Consider the following 20,010-nt stretch of genomic DNA (forward strand, 5'->3'; position numbering starts at 1 on the left):
TCTTGTGTGGGCTTGTAGTCACGGGTCATGAGTCCACGTGACCATGGGTATGGTCATGATGTGGTGAGACATGGTGGTCACGATGTTGTGAGACATCTGTGGTCACGATGTCCCGAGACTTCACAGCAGATTCTTGGAGAAGAAATCCACATGAACCGGCCAGTCGATGAAACATGCCGCCATCGAGTGGGAACACCGGTAGTGGCATTGAAGTATCTCCCAGCCGCGGCTGCGTAGACTGTCCGTGTCCCGAACGTTCGTCTCTTGGAGCACTCCGTGTCTATCCCGATCCGTCCCCAACGAACCATGCCACTGGCCCTGCTGCTGGCCGCCGCCTTCGCGGTGTGCGGTATGTTCTTCGCCCCCGCGGCCTCGGCCCACGACCAGCTGGTGTCATCAGATCCGGAAAACGGTGCGACCTTGAAGACCGCACCCGAATACCTCACGCTGAACTTCAGCGGCAAGATTCAGAAGACCGGCACCGAGGTCAAGGTGATGCACGAGGGCAAGGACGTCTCCGCCGGCGAGATTACCATCGAGGACGGCAAGCTGATGTCCGCGCTGCCCGACGATCTGTCCACAGGCGACTACAAGGTCCTGTGGCGTGTGGTGTCCGCCGACGGCCACCCCGTCTCCGGCACGATCGATTTCACCGTCAAGGGCGACGGCGAGGCCGGCGGCAGCGCGAAGCAGGGCACCTCCGAAGCCGAGGAGTCCGCGGGCGCGGCGGCCCCGGCCGATGAACAGACTCCGGCCGCGCTGGGCGGTAACGAGCTCAGCGGCGGGGTGGATCAGGAGAACACCGGGTCGGGGATCTCCACCGGCACCGGCGTGCTGATCGGGATCGGCGCCGGCGCTGTGCTGGGCATCGTCATCGCCCTGCTGATCCGCAAGTTCAAGGGCCTGAACCAGGACAAGTGACCCCTCCACAGGCGCGGGCACCCTCCTTCGAGGGTGCCCGCGCCTTTTCGGTGATACTCGCGAGTCGGGTGCCCCTCGGGTTGGGCGCCCGCGCCTTTTCGGTGGTACCACTTGCGTTGCGTGGCACCGTATGCGCGCGCATCTGCTGCCACTGAGCGCAAGTGGTACCACCCGCGCACCTGCGCAGCTTAGGACGGTGTCGCGGTGCTCAGGCCTGGCGGGATACGAAGGTGACGATCGTGTCGAAGGCGGCACGGGCCTCGGGCACGGCGAGCAGGGGGTAGACGTGGACCAACCCGCGGCCCACCTGGAGTTCGCAGCGGGTGCCGCTGGCCTCCAGCCGCGCCGCGACGTCGAGCACCTGGCCGTGGAGCACGTCCCGGGAACCGGAGAAGATGAGTGTGGGCGGAAGATCCGAGAGGTCGGCGTAGGCCGGGCTGATCCGTGGATCGGCGGGGTCCTCGGACCCGGCCCACAGGCGCCCCGTGAAGCGCAGATTCGTGGCGTTGAGCCAGGGGTCGTCGGCTGCGGCGTAATCCTCATCGCCGGCCGGCATCGTCAGGTCGACCCAGGGGGAGAACAGCACGATGCCCGGCAGATCGGTCACGCCGTGCTCATGGCGCAGCTCGGCTGCCAGGGCCAGGGCCAGCCCGCCGCCGGCCGAGTCGCCCATCAGGATGGGACGGGGCCCCGGCATGTCGAGGATCAACTGCAGTAGCTGTTCGTGTGAGTCGTGCCAGGTGTGTTCCGGGGCCAGGGGATAGAGCGGCACGATGATCTGCGCTCCGGTTGCCTGGGCCAGACGGGCGGCGAAGGTCCAGTGCTGGGGACGGATCTGGCGGACGTACGCGCCGCCGTGCAGATAGACGATCGGCGGGGTCTGCGCCTCGGGTCCGTTGGCTGGGTGCACGGTGTAGACGGGGAAGCCCAGCCGGCCGACCTCGCGGGTGATCCGCGCGGACAGGTGGGGCGGTGGGCCCGGCTGGTCGCGCTGACGATCTGCCAGAGCCGACTGAGCCGCCTGCTCGACACTGTCGAACGTGTCCTCCTGAAGGTACAGGCGGGTCAGCTGGATGTACATGTCATGTCTGAATGACGGCATTTCTTCCCTCTACGAGTGGCGGCCGGCCGGTGTTGGGCCGTGCGGCCCGCAGCTGTGCATATGAAGTGTTCGGATGAATCGGGTTCAGCTGGCGCTGTCTGCGCCCGGGTCGCCACCGGGATTCGCGCAGTGGGCTGCTCCGCCTGGAATCCCCGCGCCGAGGTCCCCGGCCAGTCGGCGGGCCAGTTCGTCGAGCACTCGCTCGGGTTCGGCCAGACAGACGTCCGGAGCCGCGATGTCCGTCATCCGGTAGATACCGCGCAGAGCCGGATGGGCTCCGGCGTCCAGGTCCGAACGGCCGGCCACCACGAGGGCCGGGACTCCGGCGGCCGCGGCCTCGTCGAGCACTGCGCCCGGTCCCTTGCCGTCCAGACTCTGGGAGTCGAAGGAGCCCTCGCCGGTGATGACCAGATCCGCCCTGGCCAGGGCGGCGGCGAAGCCCACGAGCTCCATCACGTAGTCGGCGCCGGGTTGTAGCCGTGCGCCCAGCCCGGCCAGCGCGCCGAATCCGGTGCCCCCTGCGGCACCTGCGCCCGGCACCCGCGCGAATCGGTCCTGTGGGTCGAGCAGCCGGCCCAGATCGGCCAGCTGGGCCTCGAGGTCTGTGACGGTGGCAGGGTCGGCGCCCTTCTGCGGGCCGAAGATCGCAGCGGCGCCGTTGGGCCCCAGCAGTGGATTGACGACGTCCGAGGCCACGATCACGTCGACCCCGGCCAGCCGGGGGTCGAGCCCCGGCAGGCGGGGGACGGCCCCTGGGCCGTCCGCGACCGGGCCCGCGGGCTCCCCGGTCCAGCCGAGGGCTTCGAGCATGCCGCGTCCGCCATCGGTGGTGGCCGAGCCCCCCACTCCCAAGACGATCGTGTCCGCGCCTGCGTCCAGGGCCCGGGCGATGAGCTCGCCGGTGCCGCGGGTGGTGGCCGCCGTTGCGGTGTGCGGGTTCGGCCCCGCGGGCAGCAGGGCCAGGCCCGAGGCCGTGGCGAGTTCGATGATCGCCGTGCGGCCGGTGGGTACTCCGTCCGAGAGCGCCCAGGTCGCACTGACGGGGGTGCCGAGGGGCCCGGTGACCGTGTCCTGTACTGAGGTGAAGCCGTGGGCGATGGCCGCCGCGACCGTGCCGTCGCCGCCGTCGGCGATCGGAACGGATTCGACGACGATGGGATCGCTTGAATCATCGGATGACTGTGGGCCCGAGGCCAGGAGTGTGCGCGCCAGAATATGGGCCACCTGTGCCGCGGTGAGAGTGCCCTTGAACTTGTCCGGGGCCAGGAGGATGCGCATGGTTGAATTCTACGGGCTGTGGCTGTGATCTAGATCAACGGGGGTGGAAAAAACAGCGGGGAGCCGCGGGTCCGCACGCGCAGCCGGGAAGATAAAAACCATGACGGCCACACGTTGTTTCAGTCTGACCGCCACGGCACCCTCAGATTAAGCCGCCCGCGAAACAGTCTGCCAGCAAAGGCCGCCTAACCTTGCAGATAGTTTTCCAGATATATTGCACGCTGCGCGCAGCGGATCACACCCGCGCGGCTCACAGCATCCCGCTCGGTTCTCCGAGCGTCGCATTCCCCGCCGCTTACTCCACGATGGTCCGCTGGGCGCGGGCCTGGCGGGCGGCATGGGACCGGATCGTCGGGTCGAAGCGCCGGTTGAACAGCAGTGCCAGGACCACGCTGACGGTGGTGCCCACGGCCGGCACCAGGTAGGCGGCGTGTGCCCCGGAAGCGTCGATCAGGATGCCGGCGACCGAGGTTCCGGCGGCGACCCCGAAGCCCATCGAGGTGCTGGCCCAGGCCAGGGCCTCGGTCAGGCGGCGCGGCGGGGCCAGCTCCTGGATGATCTGCTGGCCGATGATGAGCGAGGGGGAAACCGTGAAGCCCATGACGAACAGCAGGATGCACAGCACGGGCAGGTTGTCGGTGAACTGCAGCAGCCAGGTGCCGACGCACAACAGCGCCAGCAGGGGCACATAGCGGGTCCGCGGCTGGGACTTCCAGACCATGGTCCCGTAGATCGCACCGGAGATCAGCGAACCGCCGGCGTAGATGCCCAGCGCGATGCCGGAGATCTCCTTGAGCCCGCGTTCCTCGGCGAAGGCCACGGTGGCCACATCGGTGGCACCGAAGTTCGCGCCCAGGAACAGCTCGATGAGCACGACGATGAAGATGCCGGAGTTCGACAGCACCTTGCCCTTGGCGTCGGTGGGCGCTTTGGGGGAGGGTTCGGGTTCCGTGGACTTCTGCGCGTAGAACAGGATCGAGCCGATCGTCAGCGCGATCATCGCAATGAGCAGTCCGGCCGGCGGGAACACCGCGGTGGCCAGGGCCGTGACGATGACGGGGCCGGAGACGAACAGGATCTCGTCGGCCACGGCCTCCCAGGAGAAGGCGGTGTTCAACTGTCCGGGTGTCTGTGCGGCGTAGGCCCAGCGGGCGCGCACCAGGGCGCCGACGCTGCCCATGGTGGCACCTGCCGCACCGGCGCACAGGAAGGTCAGGCCGACCCACAGGTTCGACGGGACCACCAGCATCAGCGCGACCAGCGCCACCAGGTGGACCACTACCAGGGGCACCATGACCTTCGCCTGGCCGCGCCGGTCGATCTGTTTGGCGACGATGGGGTTGGCGATGGCCTGGACGATCATGAACACCGCGGTGACGGAGCCGGCCATCCCGTAGGAGCCCGTGGTGCCCTGGATGTAGAGCACGATGCCTAGGCCCAACACGGCGATCGGGAAGCGCGCCAACAGTCCGGACAGGGAGAAGCGCAGGGCGCCGGGCAGTGCGAAGATCTCCTTGTACGGGCCCAGCAGGGACCCCTTCCGCCCCGACTCGTCTTTCGCCATCTGCGCTGACCTCCCCGATTCTCAATGCCGGCCGGTCGCCGGTGGATAACTCGCCTGCACCAAACCAGCCCCGGCGCCAGAGCGCCGGGGCTGATTCACAATATGCACAGACAGCCTATCCGATCGTAAGGTCGCCGCGGTAGAGCCGGGCGTCACACGGGGACTCGTTACCCGATGACGCCGTCGACTAGGTGCTGTGCCTGTTCCTGCACCTGTGCCAGGTGGTCCGCGCCGGTGAAGGACTCGGCGTAGATCTTGTAGACATCCTCGGTCCCCGACGGGCGCGCGGCGAACCACGCATTGTCGGTGACGACCTTGACGCCGCCCAGATCCGCGCCATTGCCCGGGGCCTGCGACACGACGGCCCGGATCTTCTCCCCGGCCAGGGTGTCCGCGGTGACCTGTTCGGGGGTGATCGCCTTGAGCTTGGCCTTCTGCGCCTTGGATGCGGGGGCGTCCTTGCGGGCGTAGACGCTCGAACCGAGTTCGGCCTCCAGCTCCGTGAAGCGCTGCGAGGGCGTCTTGCCGGTGGTCGCGATGATCTCGGCGGCCAGCAGGTCCAGCAGGATGCCGTCCTTGTCCGTCGTCCACACGCCGCCGTCCCTGGTCAGGAAGCTGGCGCCGGCGGATTCCTCGCCGCCGAACAGCAGTCCGCCGGTCGACAGGCCGTCGACGAACCATTTGAAGCCGACGGGGACCTCGTACAGTTTGCGCCCGCGCGCGGCGACCAGCCGGTCGATGATCGACGAGGACACGACTGTCTTGCCGACCGCGGCGCCGGCCGCCGCACCCGCGTCCCAGCCGGGCCGGTGGGTCAGCAGGTAGTCGATCGCCACTGCCAGGTAGTGATTGGGATTCATCAGCCCCGCGTCGGGGGTGACGATGCCGTGGCGGTCGGAGTCCGCGTCATTGCCCGTGGCCAGATCGTAGGAGTCGCGGTTGGACACCAGATTGGCCATCGAGAACGGGCTCGAGCAGTCCATCCGGATCTTGCCGTCCCAGTCCAGCGGCATGAACGAGAAGGTCGGGTCGATCTCTGGATTGACCACGTCGATGTCCAGGCCCAGGCGCTCGGCGATCGCGACCCAGTAGTCCACGCTCGCCCCGCCCATCGGGTCGGCGCCGATGCGCACCCCGGACGCGGCGATCGCGTCCACGTCGATGGCCCGGTGCAGGTCGTCGACGTAGTTCGCCGTGTAGTCGAAGTTCGTCGTGTTCTCCAGGTGGAAGGCGCGCTGGAACAGCTGCCGCGGGATCTTCTCCCAGCCGTCTTCGAGCAGCGCGTTCGCCCGGTCCTCGATCCACTTCGTGACCGAGGTGTCCGCCGGCCCGCCGTGGGGCGGGTTGTACTTGAAGCCGCCGTCGGCCGGCGGATTGTGGCTGGGCGTGATGACGATGCCGTCGGCCAGGCCCTGGCTGGTGCCGCGGGTCGCATTGTGGCGGATGATCGCGTGGCTGAGCACGGGGGTGGGCGTGTAGCCGTCCCGGTCGTCGATCATGATCGGCACGCCGGCCGCGGCCAGCACCTCGAGCGCGGTGAGGAACGCCGGTTCGCTCAGCGCGTGGGTGTCGCGGGCCAGGAACAACGGGCCGGTGTAGCCCTGCTGTTTGCGGTAGTCGACGATCGCCGCGGTCATCACGGCGATGTGGGCCTCGTTGAAACTGGCGGAGAAGCTGGAGCCGCGGTGGCCCGAGGTCCCGAACGAGATCCGCTGGGTCGATTCCCTGGGGTCCGGCACGATGTCGTGGTAGGCGTCGAGCAGCGCCTCAACGTCGACCAGATCGGACTCCAGGGGCAGCAGACCCGCGCGCACGGGCGCTTCGCCCGCCCCGTCCGTCCGGCCGGCGGTGGTGGATTCGCTCATCACATCACCCAGGGTTCGGCGTCGCCGTCGGAGACGATCGGTTTACCGTTGTCCAGGTTCCACGCGCCCATTCCACCGTTGACATTCACCGCGTCGAAGCCGTTCTGGTTGAGCCATGCGGTGGCCTGCCGGGACCGGCCGCCGGAGCGGCAGATGACGTAGACGTCCTCATCCATCGGGACCTCGCCGTAGCGCGCGGGCAGGTCGCCCAGCGGGATGTGCTGGGCGCCGTCGATATGGCCGGCGGTCCATTCATCGTCTTCGCGCACATCGAGGATGTTGGCGCCGTCTGGGATCTCGCCTACGGGAACACTGGGAATATCCATGCCCTCTACCCTAGGACGTGTGTCAGGAGACCTCCAGGGGTGTCCGCTGGATGGTCGGTTTCGTCCGGTCGGGCCGGCGGTTCACGCCCAATCGGCGTTCGACAGCGACAGCTCTGCGGCCATGTCGTGCAGGAAGCCGATGACGGTTTCACGTTCATCGGGCGTGAGCCCGAGCACGGCATTCAGGCGCCTGGCATGTTGCCGTCCGATGGTCTGCTTGGCAAGGTTCTCCGTTGCGGGGGTGACCTCGATTGCGAATGCGCGCCGGTCCACCGGATGCACGCGGCGGACCACGTGGCCTCCCCGTTCAAGGCGATTCAACAGTTTCGTCGTCGAAGCCGCTGAGATCTCGAGGTGCGTTGCGATCATCCCCGGGGTCACGATCTGTCCGATTCGCTTGGCGGCGATCAGATAGTGCACGGCGCGCATGTCCTGGGCACTGAGCTTCATGTACTTCTCGGAGGCTTCGAGGACTACCCGTTCAGCGGTTCGCAGTTCGGCCAGTGCCCGCATCAGCCTGTCGACCTGCGAACTTTCGGCAGCGGCGCGCCCGATCGGCCCGGCGTCGTGTGTAGCCGGGTCGATCGGCCGCGGGCGGTAAAGGGCTTTGGCAACGGGATCCTCGTGATCCCTGCTCGCGGTGCCTGTCATGCTCTTCATGGTACGCACGTTCCTCTTGCTCCGGATGTACGTCCGCAAGCGCTTGGGAGTCAGAGGGAGAAGGTCTCCGAGGAGCCCTCCGGCCGATGACCGCCCATCCGGGATTTGACCAGTTCGACCAGGCTGCGAATCCTGCCGCCCTCGGTTCCCCAGTACTGCGCGGACTCGCTCTTCACGTGGATCAGCCCCAGGTCAGGGTCCGCCAATCCGCCCTCGAACCATTCGGCTGCGCGGTCATTCCACAGCTCGGCGATCTTCGCCGAATCGTCGACGAATGAAAGAACGCCGGAAACCGACACCCAGGTACCCGCCTGCGCTACGGCGATGTTGACCGCGGGCGCCTGCCGCAGCGCCTCGGTTTGGTCTGCCGATAGTGAGATGAAAAACCATATGTCACATGCATCGGTCACTTCCTGGGCAACCATGGGATGCGACACCAGGGCGCCGTCGGGCCGCGTCGTCGTCAGCATGACCCACGGGGCCTTGCGCACTGCCGTCACTATGTCGTGTGCGGTGATCTCTGTCATTTAGTTCTCCTCTATTCTCTATTCGGACAAGTCTCTGTTCCGACTGTTTCTCGTATGCCGACCTCGTGTGCCGACCGATGGGGTTTCAGGGGGCGAGGCCGGCCACGGCGGGCTTGAATCCTGCTCTTTTGTTCTCGCAGCAACCCGGCCTGCACACGTCGAACCAGGGTCCGAGCGCGGTCACCGCCGGTCGTCGGTCCGGCTCCAGGGCGGACATCCTCTCCTCGATCAGGTCGACGATTCCCGCGACGAACCCCGGGGCCGCTCCCGGGGTGGCCGTGCGGACCGCCCGTACTCCGCAGGCCGCGGCGGCTTCCCTCGCCTCGGTGTCCAGGTCCCACATGACCTCCATATGGTCGCTGACGAATCCGATCGGACAGATCGCGATGGCCGAAACCGATTCTGCGGGCAGTTCGGCGATACGGTCGCAGATATCCGGCTCGAGCCAGGGCTGCGAGGCCGGGCCGGAGCGGGATTGGAAGACGAGCTCCCAGGCGATTTCGGACAGCCGCGGATCTTTGTCCACGACATTGGCCATCACGGCTGCTGCGACGGCTCGATGCTGGGCCCCATAGGCGCCCTCCGGCCCGAATTCGCGGTCCCGCGGACCCGAACACAGGGCATCCGCCGTTGGAATCGAGTGCGTTGTGAACAGGACGCGGATAGAGGTAGCGTCCAGACCGTCTGCCAGGAAATCGCGCAGAGTCCGGCACAGGTCCTGTGCGAAGGCTTCGACGAATGCCGGGTGGTCGAAGAACTGGCGGATCTTATCGATGCTGATCGTATCGTCCAGGCCCGTTTCCTCGAGCGCCATGGCGAAATCCTCCCGATACTGCCGGCAGCTCGAAAACGAGCTGTACGCGCTTGTCGCGAAGGCAAGGAGGCGTGTGTGGCCGGCTTCGGCGGCCTGCCTAAGCGCATCCGATAGATAGGGCTCCCAGTTGCGGTTGCCCCAGTACACCGGCAAATCGATTCCGCGTTGTGCCAGCTCGGCCTCCAAGGCTGCGCGCAGCCGACGATTCTGTTCGTTGATGGGGCTGATTCCTCCGAAGTGGCGGTAGTGGCGGGCCACGACCTCCAGCCGCTCGTCCGGGATGCCCCTGCCCCGTGTGACGTTGCGCAGGAACGGAATGACATCGTCCTGTCCTTCCGGCCCTCCGAATCCCGCAAGCAGCAGGCCGTCGTATCGCTGGGGCGTCGATGCGTACGCGGCACCGTCGGAGCTGGCCGGAGACGCGTTGGAGACTAGTGAAATCACCTGGTGGTCCTCTCGAAAAGTATTTAACTAAATGTTACTATAGCATTAAAGATAAGAAAAAATGTCAGTGATGGGGGGGTAGGGCGATGCGCAAAGTAGTCGTATCGGGTTCATCGGGTCTCATCGGCACCGAGCTGTGCCGGGCACTGGAGGGGCGCGGTGTCGACGTTCTCCGCCTGGTCAGACGCCCCGCGCGCGGCCCCGGGGAGTACCACTGGCATCCGGGGACCGCCGAACTCGATCCAGCCGTCCTGGCCGATGCCGAGGCCGTGGTCAACCTGTCCGGCGCGAGCATCGGCCGTGTCCCCTGGACTCGGAGTTATCGCCGTGAACTCGTCCAATCGCGGGTGCAGCCGGTCCGCGCCCTGGTCCGGGCGCTCGCCGCCCTGGGTGAGGGCGCCCCACACCTGGTCTCGGCCTCGGCCGTCGGCTACTACGGCGATCGCCCCGCCGAGTATCTCCCGGAGTCCGCCGGGCCGGGCCGGACCTTCCTCGCCGGGCTGTGCCAGCGCTGGGAAGCCGAGGCGAATGTGCTGCGGACAGGCGTCTCCCTCCTGCGAACCGCTCCCGTGCTGCATCCGCAGGCCCTGCTCAAGCCCCTCGTCCCGCTTGCGCGGTTCGGATTGCTGGGCCCGCTGGGCTCCGGGGAACAGCATTGGCCGTGGATTTCCCTGCCGGACGAGGTCGCGGCGATCCTGCACATTCTGGACAGGCGACTGCTCGGACCGGTCAACCTGGCAGGTCCCAGCAGCCCCACGGCGAATCAGCTCTGTCGCGCTCTGGCGCACCGGCTGCATAGGCCCTTCGCCCTGCCAGCGCCCGCTTGGGCACTGCGTGCCGTACTCGGTTCCGAGGCCGCCGACGGACTCCTACTGCCCGATGCCCACGTGCTCCCCGCAGTCCTCCTGGAGACGGGATTCAAGTTCACCCACCCCACCGCTCAAGCGGCTATGGACTCTGTGCTGAACCGCTGAGCGCGCCGCTTCCGTGCGTCAGTGGGGCAGTGAGCGGTACGCCTCGAGTGCTCTGGCCCGGGATTCCCGCAGGTCGACTAGCGGTGTGAGTGCCGCACTGTCCGGAGCCCACCGGTTGGTGTAGTGCCCCTCGGGGTCGAACCTGCGCTGTTGGAGTTCGGGATTGAAAATGCGGAAATAGGGTGCCGCATCGGCCCCACAACCGGCCACCCATTGCCAGTTGAACGGGTTGCTGGCACCGTCGGCGTCCACGAGGGTATCCCAGAACCATGCTTCGCCGATGTGCCAGTCGAACAGCAGATTCTTCGTCAGCAGGGACGCGGCGATCATCCGCACTCGGTTGTGCATGAAACCGGTCTGCCACAGTTCCCGCATGCCGGCGTCGACGATGCCGAACCCGGTCCGTCCGCGCTGCCATGCCCTGAGTTCGCCCGTATCCACTTCCGGGCCCATCCGCCACGGGAACCGATCGAACCTGTCGTCGAGGTTGGCGCCGGCCAGCGACCCCGCATGATATTCGGTGTGCTTGGCGAACTCGCGCCAGCCGAGCTCGGACAGGAACGCACCCGGATCGCCGGCGGCCTCGAGGGCCTTATGCCATACCGTGCGGGGACTCAGCTCGCCCCAGCGCAAGTGTGGCGAGAGTTCCGAGCCTGCGCTGCGGGCGGGAAAATCGCGGTCCGCGTAGTCCGTTAGCCGATTCGACAGGAAGCTGCGCAGGTGTTCCTGCGCTGCGGCCTCGCCCGGTGACCAGCGTTTCGCGAGCCCTGCGGCCCAGTCCGGGGCGTGCGGCAGCAGTCCCCAATCGTCCAGCTGTTCGCTGCCGGGCTGTGCGGGTGCGGCCGTGAGTGAGTGCGGGGCGGGCAGGGGGCGCACCGGTGCCCGGCCGGCGGTCGCGGCCTTCCAGAAGGCGGAGTAGACCCGGTAGGACGTGCCCTGCCGTGTTTTGACCGTCCACGGCTCGAACAGCAGGTCTCCGGGGAATGACCTGGCGTCGCGCCCGGCTTCGCACAGTTCCGCCTTGATCAGGGCATCTGTCTGCCGCGCGGGTCCATACCGGCGGTTCCACCGGATCCGCTTCGCCCCACATTCCCGGGCCACCTCCGGGACGACGACCGCAGCGGGCCCCCGGCGCAGGATGAGCGGGACACCCAGGTTACCGAGGTCATGGCTCAGCGCTCTCAGGGAATGGTTCAGCCACCACCTGGCGGCGCCGCCGAGTGGCCGGACGTGCTCGGACTCCTCGTCGAGCACATACAGGGCAACGGTATCCTCGCTCTCACTCGCCGCTGCGTGCAGAGCCGGATGGTCGGTTAAGCGCAGATCATCGCGAAACCATATGAGTGTGGTCATCTCATGACACTAGCAAGCCGGGGTGCCGGGTACCCGAGCCGAGGGCACGCGCCGGCGCACTCGGGGCTGGCACTGGGGCTTCAACCCCTCACATATGGCCGGTCTCGGCCAGGTTGACGTGCCAGGACAGGGCCTCGGCCAGGATGTGCGGTTCGTGCTGGGCGTGCGGGTTAGCGGCGATCGCGCGGTCCAGGTAGTCCAGCAGCCGGTCCTGGTAGTCGGGGTGGGCGCATTCGCGGATGATCCGCCTGGCGCGCTGCACCGGCGAGGTCCCGCGCAGATCGGCGATACCGCGTTCGGTCACGAGCACGTGGACATCGTGTTCGGTATGGTCGACGTGGCTGGCGAAGGGCACGATGGAGGACACCGCGCCGCGCTTGGCGGTCGACGACGATACGAAGAAGTTCAGGAATCCGTTGCGGGCGAAGTCGCCGGACCCGCCGATCCCGTTCATCATCTTCGACCCGGAGACATTGGTGGAGTTCACATGCCCGTAGATGTCGGACTCCAGCATGCCGTTGATCGCGATCACGCCCAGGCGCCGGATGGTCTCCGGGTGGTTGGAGATCTCCTGCGGGCGCAGCAGCACGCGGCCCTTGTAATTGGCGATATCGGCGTGGAAGCGTTCGGCGCGTTCGCGCGAGAGGCTGAAGCCGGTGGCGGACACGGAATCGATCTTGCCCGATTCCACCAGGTCCAGCAGTCCGTCCTGGATCACCTCGGTGAAGGAGGTCAGGTGTTCGAACTCGGAGTCGGCCAGGCCCGCCAGCACCGCATTGGCGACATTGCCGACGCCCGACTGGATGGGCAACAGGGACTTGGGCATCCGCCCGGCGCGGACCTCGTGGCGCAGGAAGTCGATGAGGTGCCCGGCGATCGCCTCCGAGTTCGCGTCCACGGGGCTGAACGCGTTGTCGCGGTCGGGGGCGTTCGTTTTGACGACCGCCACGACCTTGTCGGGGTCTACCCGCAGGTATGGATCCCCGATGCGCTGGTTCGGTTCGAGCAGCTGGATCGGATTGCGGTGCGGGGGCACGCGGGTGCCGTAGTAGACGTCGTGGAAGCCCTCCCAGTGTTCGGGCTGCCATTCGTTGACCTCGAGGATGACCCTGTCGGCCAGATCCAGCCAGGTCTTGTTGTTGCCGACGGAGGAACCGGGGACCAACAGCCCGTTGGGCAGGATGGCGGAGACCTCGACCACGGCCACGTCCAGCTTGCCGTAGTGGCCGAACCACACCTGCTGGGCCAGATGGCTCAGGTGCACGTCGTTGTATTCGACCCGGCCGTCGTTGATCGCCTTGCGCATGGTCGGATCGCCCATGAAGGGCGCGCGCAGGTGCACGCCGTCGACCTCGGCCAGCACGCCGTCGAGTTCCGGAGCGGTCGAGGCGCCGGTGAACAGGCCGATCGAAAAGTCCTGGCCGGTCTCGTGGGCGGCGCGGATCCGCTTGGCCAGGGCGCTGGGCACGGCCTTGGGATAGCCGGAGCCGGTGAAGCCGGACATGCCGACATTGTCACCCGGGTGGATGTACTGGGCGGCGGTTTCCGCGGTTGTGACCTTCTGAGCGAGCTGGGGACAGGTAATGCGGGGCATAACTTACGAGTCTACGCATCCTGCGGGGGCCATCCCCCTTAGGTGAACCTGTCCCCAGCCAGCCGGGGAGGGGTCTGCTTACCGCCTATTTACCGGTCCAGCGCGGGGCGCGCTTCTCGGCGAAGGCGGTTGCGCCCTCCTTGGCATCGGCGGAGTCGAAGACGTCGTCGATCAGTTCCTGCTGGCGGGCATAGCGTTCCGCGGCCGGCCATTCGGGGGCGGCCACCGCGACCTCCTTGGACCTGCGCACGGCCAGCGGGCCGTTGGCGTTGATGCGGGCGGCCAGCTCCAGGGCACCGTCCAGCGCGGTTCCGGCGGGCACCACGCGGCCCACGATCCCGTTGGCCTGCATGAACTGTGCATCGTAGAAGTCGCCGGTCAGGATCATCTCGAGGGCCACCGCGCGGTGCGTGCGCAGGGGCAGGGCGACCAGGCCGCCGGCGGCCGCGGCCAGGCCGCGCTTGACCTCCGGCAGACCGAACTTGGCGTTATCGGCCGCGACGATCAGATCGCAGGCCAGTGCCGTCTCGAAGCCGCCGGCCACGGCGTAGCCCTCGACGGCGGCGATGATCGGCTTGGCCGGCGGGGCCTGGGTCAGCCCCAGGAAGCCGCGCCCGGGGATGCTGGGGGTCTCCCCGCCGACGAATCCCTTGAGGTCCATGCCGGAGCAGAAGGTGCCGCCGGCGCCGGTGAGCACAGCGACCCGCAGATCGTCGTTCTCATTGAACTCGTCGAGTGCGGCCGCCATCGCCTTGGCCATTGCGGCATTGGCGGCGTTCTTGGCCTGCGGCCGGTTGAGCGTGATGATGAAGACGCCCGCGCGGTTCTCGGTGAGGACCGGCGCATCGGTCTGCTGGTCTGGCTGTGACATGGTGACTCCTTCGTCGTGTTCGTCGTTGTCGTGGATCGGTTGGGCCCGGGCGCCCCCCGGCCGCCCTCTGGCAGCCTTCCGGCCGCCGTGTGCCGCTGGGACTAGTCGGCGTCCTCGGCGTCGGGCAGTTCGAGGGAGAAGTAGTACTCGCCGCGCTCCTCGGCCTGGGTGAAGCCGACCAGGCGCAGGGCGTAGCCCACGTACGAGACTTCCAGGTCGTGCGCGTCAAGGGCGCCGCCGGACTGGTACCACAGCGGGATCGCATTGCACATGGCCAGAATGGACCGGGCGGCCAGCACGGAGTTCTCCGTGGCGAACACCCCGGCGGCATTGCCGCGGTCGACGATGTCGATCATCAGCTGGCGGGCATCGCGCTGGAGCTGGTGGACGGATTCGAAGTGGTCCGCGTCCAGGGAGTCCGCGTCGCGGATGACCACGCGGCTGACCTCGGTGTGGGTGACCCGGTAGTTGACCAGATAGCGCACGGCCGATGCCAGCTGCAGGCCCGCGTCATCGCCGCAGGCGTCCAGTACCGTGCCCATCGTGGAGATGTAGCTGCGGTAGGCGTGGGACACGACTTCGTGCAGCACGTCCTGCTTGGACTTGAAGTAGTAGTACAGCGCGGACAGGCTCAGATCGGCCTCTTGCGCGATGTCGCGGATGCTCGCCCCGTCGTAGCCCTTGCGAGCGAAGGTGTCGCGTGCTGCGAGCAGGATGGCCTCGCGTCCATTACCGGTCTTCACTGTGTCTCCTTATCGGGGCCCGGATCCGAGCCCAACCAGTCTAGGACAGCAGCACCGTCGGCACCCAATGCCGGAGGCTCTTTGAAGTAGAAGGTCGGTGTCGCCGAGAATCGCAGGGGACCGGCGATGGTGGGCACACCAGTGGGCGCGGCCTCGGGCAGCTGGACGGGGTCGAGGCCCAATCCGCGGACCGAGGCCAGGCCGCCTGCCACGTCCTGGACCGGCGAGCATGGGATGCCGACCTGGCGCAGCCGGGCGAACCAGCCGGCCGTAGTGTCCTCGGCCAGCGCCGCGACCAGCACGGGTTCGAGCTCACGGCGGTTGAGGTTGCGCTTCTCGGCGGTGTCGAAGCGCGGATCGTGTGCGGTGTCCGGAATGCCGAGCACATCGCACAGCCGCGAGAACTGGCCGTTGTTGGCGGCGACCACGATGAGTTCGCCGTCGGCGGTGGGCAGTGCGTGGTACGGGTAGATCGTCGCGTGCTCACGACCCTGCCTGGTGGGCAGGAAGTCGGTGGTGGCAACGGCCTGGTACTGATTGATCATGGAGAAGACCGCGGAGGACAGCAGGTTGATGTCGATCTTCTGCCCCTGGCCGGTCCGATCGCGGTGGCGCAGTGCCGCCAGGATGCCGTTGGCGGTCATCATGCCGGTGGTGATGTCGAAAATGGACACCCCGGAACGGGTGGGGTCGCCGTCGGCCTCCCCGCACATGCTCATGAAGCCGCTCATGCCCTGGACCAGCACGTCGTAGCCGGGCAGGCCCGCGCCTCCGTCGGGACCGGGCTCGGTGCCGAAGCCGGTGATGTGGGCGTAGACCAGGGAGTCTCCCACCAGGGTGCGCACTGATTCGTAGTCCAGGCCGAAGCGGTCGATCGAACCGGGCTTGAAGTTGTGGATGAAGACGTCCGCGCGGGCCGCGATCCGTTTGGCGGTGTGGAGGTCCGCCGGATCGGCCAGGTCCAGCACGATCGAGTTCTTATTGCGGTTGACTGCTTGGAAGTAGCTGGCCTCGTCGCGATATGCCGGGGGCCGCCAGGCCCGCGAATCGTCGCCGGCCGGGCCCTCGACCTTGATGACGGTGGCGCCCAGATCGGCCAGGATCATAGTGGCCAGGGGGCCGGCGAGGACGCGGGAGAAATCGGCGATCACCACGTCTTCGAGGATTCCCGGGCCGGCCGGGCGGCGCAGGCCCATGGTGTTTTCGTCCTGTGCGACCTTCTGTGCATCCTCGTCGAGCACCGGTCCTCCTCTTCCCATCTTCCCTTAACGTACGTTCGGTCTTTTCAGTCTTGCACATTTCCGCCGCGAATGGGTGCGCCGTTCAGGGGAGGGACAGGCGGTGCCCGCATATTCGGCGGCAGGGGCGTGCTGTGCCCCGGCTGGTTGACAGGTACGATGGCCCCTCGTAACTTTAATAGCGTCGAACAAACGTTCACTTTTCTTGGAAGGGGTCGAAGATGACCGCTGCGCACATTCCGGCCGGGATCGACGCCGATCGCCTGGGCCGCTGGATCGCCGATCGTTTCGGCGTCACCGAGGTGCAATACCGGGCACTGTCGGTGGGCCGGTCGAATCTGACATTCCAGCTGCTGGTCGACGGCGAACCCTGCTGGGTGCTGCGCCGGCCCCCGCTGGGCCACAAGGGCGGATCCGCCCACAATGTGATGCGCGAGGGCCGCATCATGCACGCCCTGGGCCCCACGGATGTGCCCACGGTCAACGTCCTCGACCTGGTCGACGACCCGGAGGTGCTGGAAGTCCCCTTCGTCTTCATGGACTACTGCGCGGGGCATTCGCTCAACGAGCCGGCGGACCTCGAGCGCATTCCGCGGGAGGACCGGCATGCCGCCGGGCTGCGGATGATGGACGTGCTGGCCCGGATCCACAAGGTCGACATCGACGAGGTGGGGCTGGGTGATCTGCGCCGCCCTGGCACTCTGACCGAACGGCAGTTGCGCCGCTGGCTGGGGCAGTTCAACGAGATGACGACCAGGGAGATCCCGGAGATCCAACGGGTCCACGACATGCTGGTCGAACAGGCCCCACCGGAGGCCGTTACGGGCCTGGTCCACGGCGACTACAAGCCGAACAACCTGATCTGGTCCGATGCCGGCGAGATCCGCGCGGTGGTGGACTGGGAGCTGTCGCTGACCGGCGAGGTCGAGGCCGATCTGGGCTATGTGATGGCGATGTTGAATAGCAAGGAGACGCTGCGCAGCGCCTGGGTGCCGCAGGTCTCCGATGGTTTCCCGACGCGCGAGGAGATGATCGCGCACTACGAATCCATCGCCGGGTTCCAAGCACACAACGTCGCCTACTTCGAGGCCTTCGCGCTGTGGAAGTTCGCCTGCATCCGCGAGGGCGTCTACACCCGCCTGCTGCGCGGGCAGATGGGCGATCTGGACGTCGACGTCGAGGGCGCCGGCAGGGGAGTGGACACGCTGGCCCAGGAGGCCGAGGCGATCCTGCTGGCGAATCGCTGAAGCGGGCCGAGCCTGGCCGGCCGGCCCGGGCTGGCGGAGTGCCAAGGGGCGCCCCAGGAGAGGGGGCGCCCGGGGCCCTCCCGCCTCGGCATCGTGTGAAGTGCCTCATACTCAGGGGTGCGGCGGGAATCAATCCTACGGGTTGCGGGTTGTACCCGATTGGTTGAATGATCAACCATATGATTATTCAACAGGGCTCTCGCCCTGTCAGCACCACCCGCGCACGATCACCCTTGGGAGAACACAACACATGCTCAATGTCGCCATCATCGCAGGCACCAGCCGTCCGGGAGCCCTCAACGGTCAGGTCGTCGACTGGGTCGCGGCCCGTACAAATGAGAACGAGGACCTCAACGCCACGGTCGTGGACTTCTCGACCTTCGATCTGCCCCTGCTCGACGAGGCCATCCCCGGCGGTGCCCACCAGTACCAGAACGAGCACACCAAGGCCTGGGGCGCAGAGCTGGACAAGTACGACGCCTACATCGTCGTCACCCCCGAATACAATCACTCGTTCTCCGGCTCGCTGAAGAACGCCCTGGACTTCGTGTCCACCGAGTTCAACAACAAGGTCGTGGCCTTCGTCAGCTACGGCGCCGACAAGGGAGTGCGCGCCACCGAGGCCCTGCGCCTGGTGTTCGCCAACTACCGCACAGCCGCGATCCGTGGTGCCGGCGCGTTCTCCATCTTCACCGATGTCAAGGACGGCAAGTTCGCCCCCGAGGAGGTCTCCTCGCAGACCATGGGGCCGCTGCTGGAGGACCTGCAGGCATGGGGCGGGGCCTTCAAGGCGATGCGCCAGGCCTGAGCCGCATGCTCTGAGCCCCCGGCTTGGAGCCCGGTGCTTTGCTCTCAATGGCCGGGATGCGTCCGGCGAACAGTGATTTCCGCTGTTCGCCGGATGCATCCCGGCCATTCGACGTTGTGGGCACGAATTGTGGGCACGGGATTGTGCGAAATATTGTACGAAACGGTGAAACCCGAAATCGGATTCGCCGTTGTGTATAGGGAAAGTGAATCGGTCCGCCAATAGAGTGAGCTGGCAACGGGATGCACCCCCATAGCGCCCGTCATGAGCCCCCGCCGTGAAAGGACCACTCTTGTCCGTGCCGTCGACTCCGGTCCATCCATACATCCCCAACTCAGCAGCGGGCGTCAAACGGGAGATGCTCGACGCCATCGGCGTCGACTCGGTCGAGGACCTGCTCTCCGTCATCCCGGAGAAGCTGCGGCGGGACCGTGATCTGGACCTGCCGCCGGCGCTGGTCGCCGAAAGCGATCTGGACCGGCACATGACCCGGGTGCTGGGCGCCAACCGGCCGGCCGCCGATGCGATCTCCTTCCTGGGATCGGGGACCTACCACCACTACGTTCCCGCCGTCTGCTCCGAGGTGAATTCCCGAGCCGAGTTCCTCACCGCCTATGCGGGGGAGGCGTACGAGGACCACGGCAAGTGGCAGGCGATCTTCGAGTACACCTCGCTCATGGCGGACCTGCTGGAGATGGACGTCGTCAACGTCCCCACGTACGACGGCTACCAGGCGCTTGCGACGGCCCTGCGGATGGCCGTGCGCATCACGGGCCGCTCCCGCGTCCTCGTCCCCGCAACCCTTGAAGCGGCCAAGCGGGAGCGGATCGACGCGTTCCTCGCCGGCGTCGCCCAGCCGGTGACCGTACCGTGCGACCCGGAAAGCGGCACGCTCGACACCGGCTTCATCACCGCACAGCTCGACGACACCGTGGCCGCAGTGCTCGTCGAAACGCCCAATTACCGTGGCTGCATCGAAACGGACGCGCCGGACATCGCGCGCAGCGCGCACGCCGCGGGCGCACTGCTCGTCTGCGCGACGGACCCGATCAGCCTGGGCTATCTGCCCGCGCCGGCGAGCTGGGGTGCCGACATCGTGTGCGGTGACATCCAATCGCTGGGCCTGGGGATGCACTTCGGCGGGGCGAACGGCGGCTTCATCGCCACCCACGACGATGAGCGCTTCGTCTACGAATTCCCGTCGCGGCTCTTCGGCCTGGCGTCCACGCGCGTGGACGGCGAGCTCGGCTTCGTCGACGTCGCCTATGAGCGGACCAGCCTGGCCATGCGCGATCAGGGAGTGGAATGGGTCGGCACGGCGGCCGCGCTGTGGGGCATCACCGCCGCGGTCTATCTGGCGCAGCTGGGCCCTGCGGGCATGGCGGAACTGGGCCGGACGATCGCGGCCAACACCCGGTTCGCGATCACCCGGATCGAGCAGGTCCCCGGCGTCCGCGTCGTGGACGCCGGGCATCCGCACTGGCGCGAATTCCTCATCGAATACGCCGGCCACGATGCGGTCGAGGTCAACGCCGCGCTGCTGGCCGCGGGCATCCACGGCGGCGCCCCCGCCCCCGAGGTCTTCGGCCCCGCAGCGGCAGAGAATCAGGCGGTGTTCTGCGTGACCGAGCAGACGACGGCCGACGACCTCGCGGCGCTGACCGACATCCTCCGCTGAAGC

At 67.2% G+C, this 20,010-nt stretch carries 18 protein-coding genes; 5 read left to right on the top strand and 13 right to left on the bottom strand.

All coding sequences use genetic code 11. From position 1 onward, the window contains the following. Positions 1 to 276 precede the first annotated feature (276 nt). A complete protein-coding gene (locus NQ034_RS14180) occupies positions 277 to 921 on the top strand; it encodes a copper resistance CopC family protein (protein WP_257049634.1) in 645 nt (214 codons plus the stop codon). Positions 922 to 1,129: 208 nt separating this feature from the next. Here the strand turns inward: NQ034_RS14180 and NQ034_RS14185 are convergent, their stop codons facing one another. From NQ034_RS14185 to NQ034_RS14220, 8 genes are all read right to left on the bottom strand, one after another. Continuing rightward, positions 1,130 to 2,023 carry an alpha/beta hydrolase fold domain-containing protein gene (locus tag NQ034_RS14185; protein ID WP_257049635.1) on the bottom strand — a complete coding sequence of 298 codons (894 nt, stop codon included), beginning with the start codon at positions 2,021 to 2,023 and terminating at the stop codon, positions 1,130 to 1,132. 84 nt (positions 2,024 to 2,107) lie between these two features. Further along, positions 2,108 to 3,301, bottom strand: a complete 1,194-nt coding sequence (locus NQ034_RS14190; RefSeq protein ID WP_257049636.1) for a glycerate kinase — start codon at positions 3,299 to 3,301, stop codon at positions 2,108 to 2,110. A 295-nt stretch (positions 3,302 to 3,596) separates the two neighbouring features. Continuing rightward, on the bottom strand, positions 3,597 to 4,865 hold the full coding sequence (locus NQ034_RS14195; RefSeq protein ID WP_257049637.1) for an MFS transporter: 1,269 nt from the start codon (positions 4,863 to 4,865) through the stop codon (positions 3,597 to 3,599). A 167-nt stretch (positions 4,866 to 5,032) separates the two neighbouring features. Continuing rightward, positions 5,033 to 6,730 (bottom strand): phosphoglucomutase (alpha-D-glucose-1,6-bisphosphate-dependent), encoded by a 1,698-nt coding sequence (gene pgm / locus NQ034_RS14200; RefSeq protein ID WP_257049638.1) that lies wholly within the window; start codon positions 6,728 to 6,730, stop codon positions 5,033 to 5,035. Then, positions 6,730 to 7,056 carry a rhodanese-like domain-containing protein gene (locus NQ034_RS14205; protein WP_257049640.1) on the bottom strand — a complete coding sequence of 109 codons (327 nt, stop codon included), beginning with the start codon at positions 7,054 to 7,056 and terminating at the stop codon, positions 6,730 to 6,732. Before NQ034_RS14205 ends, pgm begins: the two co-directional genes overlap by 1 nt. An 81-nt stretch (positions 7,057 to 7,137) precedes the next feature. After that, the gene (locus tag NQ034_RS14210) at positions 7,138 to 7,716 is read right to left on the bottom strand and encodes a MarR family winged helix-turn-helix transcriptional regulator (protein WP_257049642.1); all 579 of its coding nucleotides are present in this window, start codon (positions 7,714 to 7,716) and stop codon (positions 7,138 to 7,140) included. Positions 7,717 to 7,766: 50 nt separating this feature from the next. Continuing rightward, positions 7,767 to 8,243: a pyridoxamine 5'-phosphate oxidase family protein gene (locus NQ034_RS14215; protein ID WP_257049645.1), complete on the bottom strand. Its 477-nt coding sequence runs from the start codon at positions 8,241 to 8,243 to the stop codon at positions 7,767 to 7,769. A gap of 85 nt (positions 8,244 to 8,328) precedes the next feature. Then, on the bottom strand, positions 8,329 to 9,501 hold the full coding sequence (locus tag NQ034_RS14220; RefSeq protein WP_257049647.1) for a ferrochelatase: 1,173 nt from the start codon (positions 9,499 to 9,501) through the stop codon (positions 8,329 to 8,331). 86 nt (positions 9,502 to 9,587) lie between these two features. Here NQ034_RS14220 and NQ034_RS14225 point away from each other — a divergent pair, with 86 nt between their 5' ends. After that, the gene (locus tag NQ034_RS14225) at positions 9,588 to 10,475 is read left to right on the top strand and encodes a TIGR01777 family oxidoreductase (protein ID WP_257049649.1); all 888 of its coding nucleotides are present in this window, start codon (positions 9,588 to 9,590) and stop codon (positions 10,473 to 10,475) included. 18 nt (positions 10,476 to 10,493) lie between these two features. Here the strand turns inward: NQ034_RS14225 and NQ034_RS14230 are convergent, their stop codons facing one another. The 5 genes from NQ034_RS14230 to NQ034_RS14250 all read right to left on the bottom strand — a co-directional run bounded on the left by NQ034_RS14230 (position 10,494) and on the right by NQ034_RS14250 (position 16,277). Further along, positions 10,494 to 11,828 (bottom strand): cryptochrome/photolyase family protein, encoded by a 1,335-nt coding sequence (locus tag NQ034_RS14230; RefSeq protein ID WP_257049651.1) that lies wholly within the window; start codon positions 11,826 to 11,828, stop codon positions 10,494 to 10,496. Positions 11,829 to 11,916: 88 nt separating this feature from the next. Beyond that, positions 11,917 to 13,422 (bottom strand): succinyl-CoA:acetate CoA-transferase ScpC, encoded by a 1,506-nt coding sequence (scpC, locus tag NQ034_RS14235; protein WP_257049653.1) that lies wholly within the window; start codon positions 13,420 to 13,422, stop codon positions 11,917 to 11,919. Positions 13,423 to 13,507: 85 nt separating this feature from the next. Continuing rightward, positions 13,508 to 14,293 carry a crotonase/enoyl-CoA hydratase family protein gene (locus NQ034_RS14240; RefSeq protein ID WP_257049654.1) on the bottom strand — a complete coding sequence of 262 codons (786 nt, stop codon included), beginning with the start codon at positions 14,291 to 14,293 and terminating at the stop codon, positions 13,508 to 13,510. Positions 14,294 to 14,394: 101 nt separating this feature from the next. After that, the gene (locus NQ034_RS14245) at positions 14,395 to 15,036 is read right to left on the bottom strand and encodes a TetR-type transcription factor C-terminal domain-containing protein (RefSeq protein ID WP_257049655.1); all 642 of its coding nucleotides are present in this window, start codon (positions 15,034 to 15,036) and stop codon (positions 14,395 to 14,397) included. Further along, positions 15,033 to 16,277 carry a CaiB/BaiF CoA transferase family protein gene (locus NQ034_RS14250; RefSeq protein WP_257049656.1) on the bottom strand — a complete coding sequence of 415 codons (1,245 nt, stop codon included), beginning with the start codon at positions 16,275 to 16,277 and terminating at the stop codon, positions 15,033 to 15,035. Before NQ034_RS14250 ends, NQ034_RS14245 begins: the two co-directional genes overlap by 4 nt. A 218-nt stretch (positions 16,278 to 16,495) precedes the next feature. On the opposite strand from NQ034_RS14250, the gene NQ034_RS14255 reads away from it, so the two are divergent. The 3 genes from NQ034_RS14255 (at position 16,496) to gcvPA (ending at position 20,007) form a co-directional block, all read left to right on the top strand. Further along, positions 16,496 to 17,521 carry a phosphotransferase family protein gene (locus NQ034_RS14255; RefSeq protein WP_257049657.1) on the top strand — a complete coding sequence of 342 codons (1,026 nt, stop codon included), beginning with the start codon at positions 16,496 to 16,498 and terminating at the stop codon, positions 17,519 to 17,521. 250 nt (positions 17,522 to 17,771) lie between these two features. Then, positions 17,772 to 18,329, top strand: a complete 558-nt coding sequence (locus NQ034_RS14260) for an NADPH-dependent FMN reductase (protein WP_257049658.1) — start codon at positions 17,772 to 17,774, stop codon at positions 18,327 to 18,329. Positions 18,330 to 18,627: 298 nt separating this feature from the next. Continuing rightward, positions 18,628 to 20,007, top strand: coding sequence for an aminomethyl-transferring glycine dehydrogenase subunit GcvPA (gcvPA, locus tag NQ034_RS14265; protein ID WP_257049660.1), 1,380 nt, complete (start codon positions 18,628 to 18,630; stop codon positions 20,005 to 20,007). The last annotated feature ends 3 nt before the right edge of the window (positions 20,008 to 20,010 follow it).

This window comes from Brevibacterium moorei (assembly GCF_024580735.1).
Classification (GTDB): domain Bacteria; phylum Actinomycetota; class Actinomycetes; order Actinomycetales; family Brevibacteriaceae; genus Brevibacterium; species Brevibacterium moorei.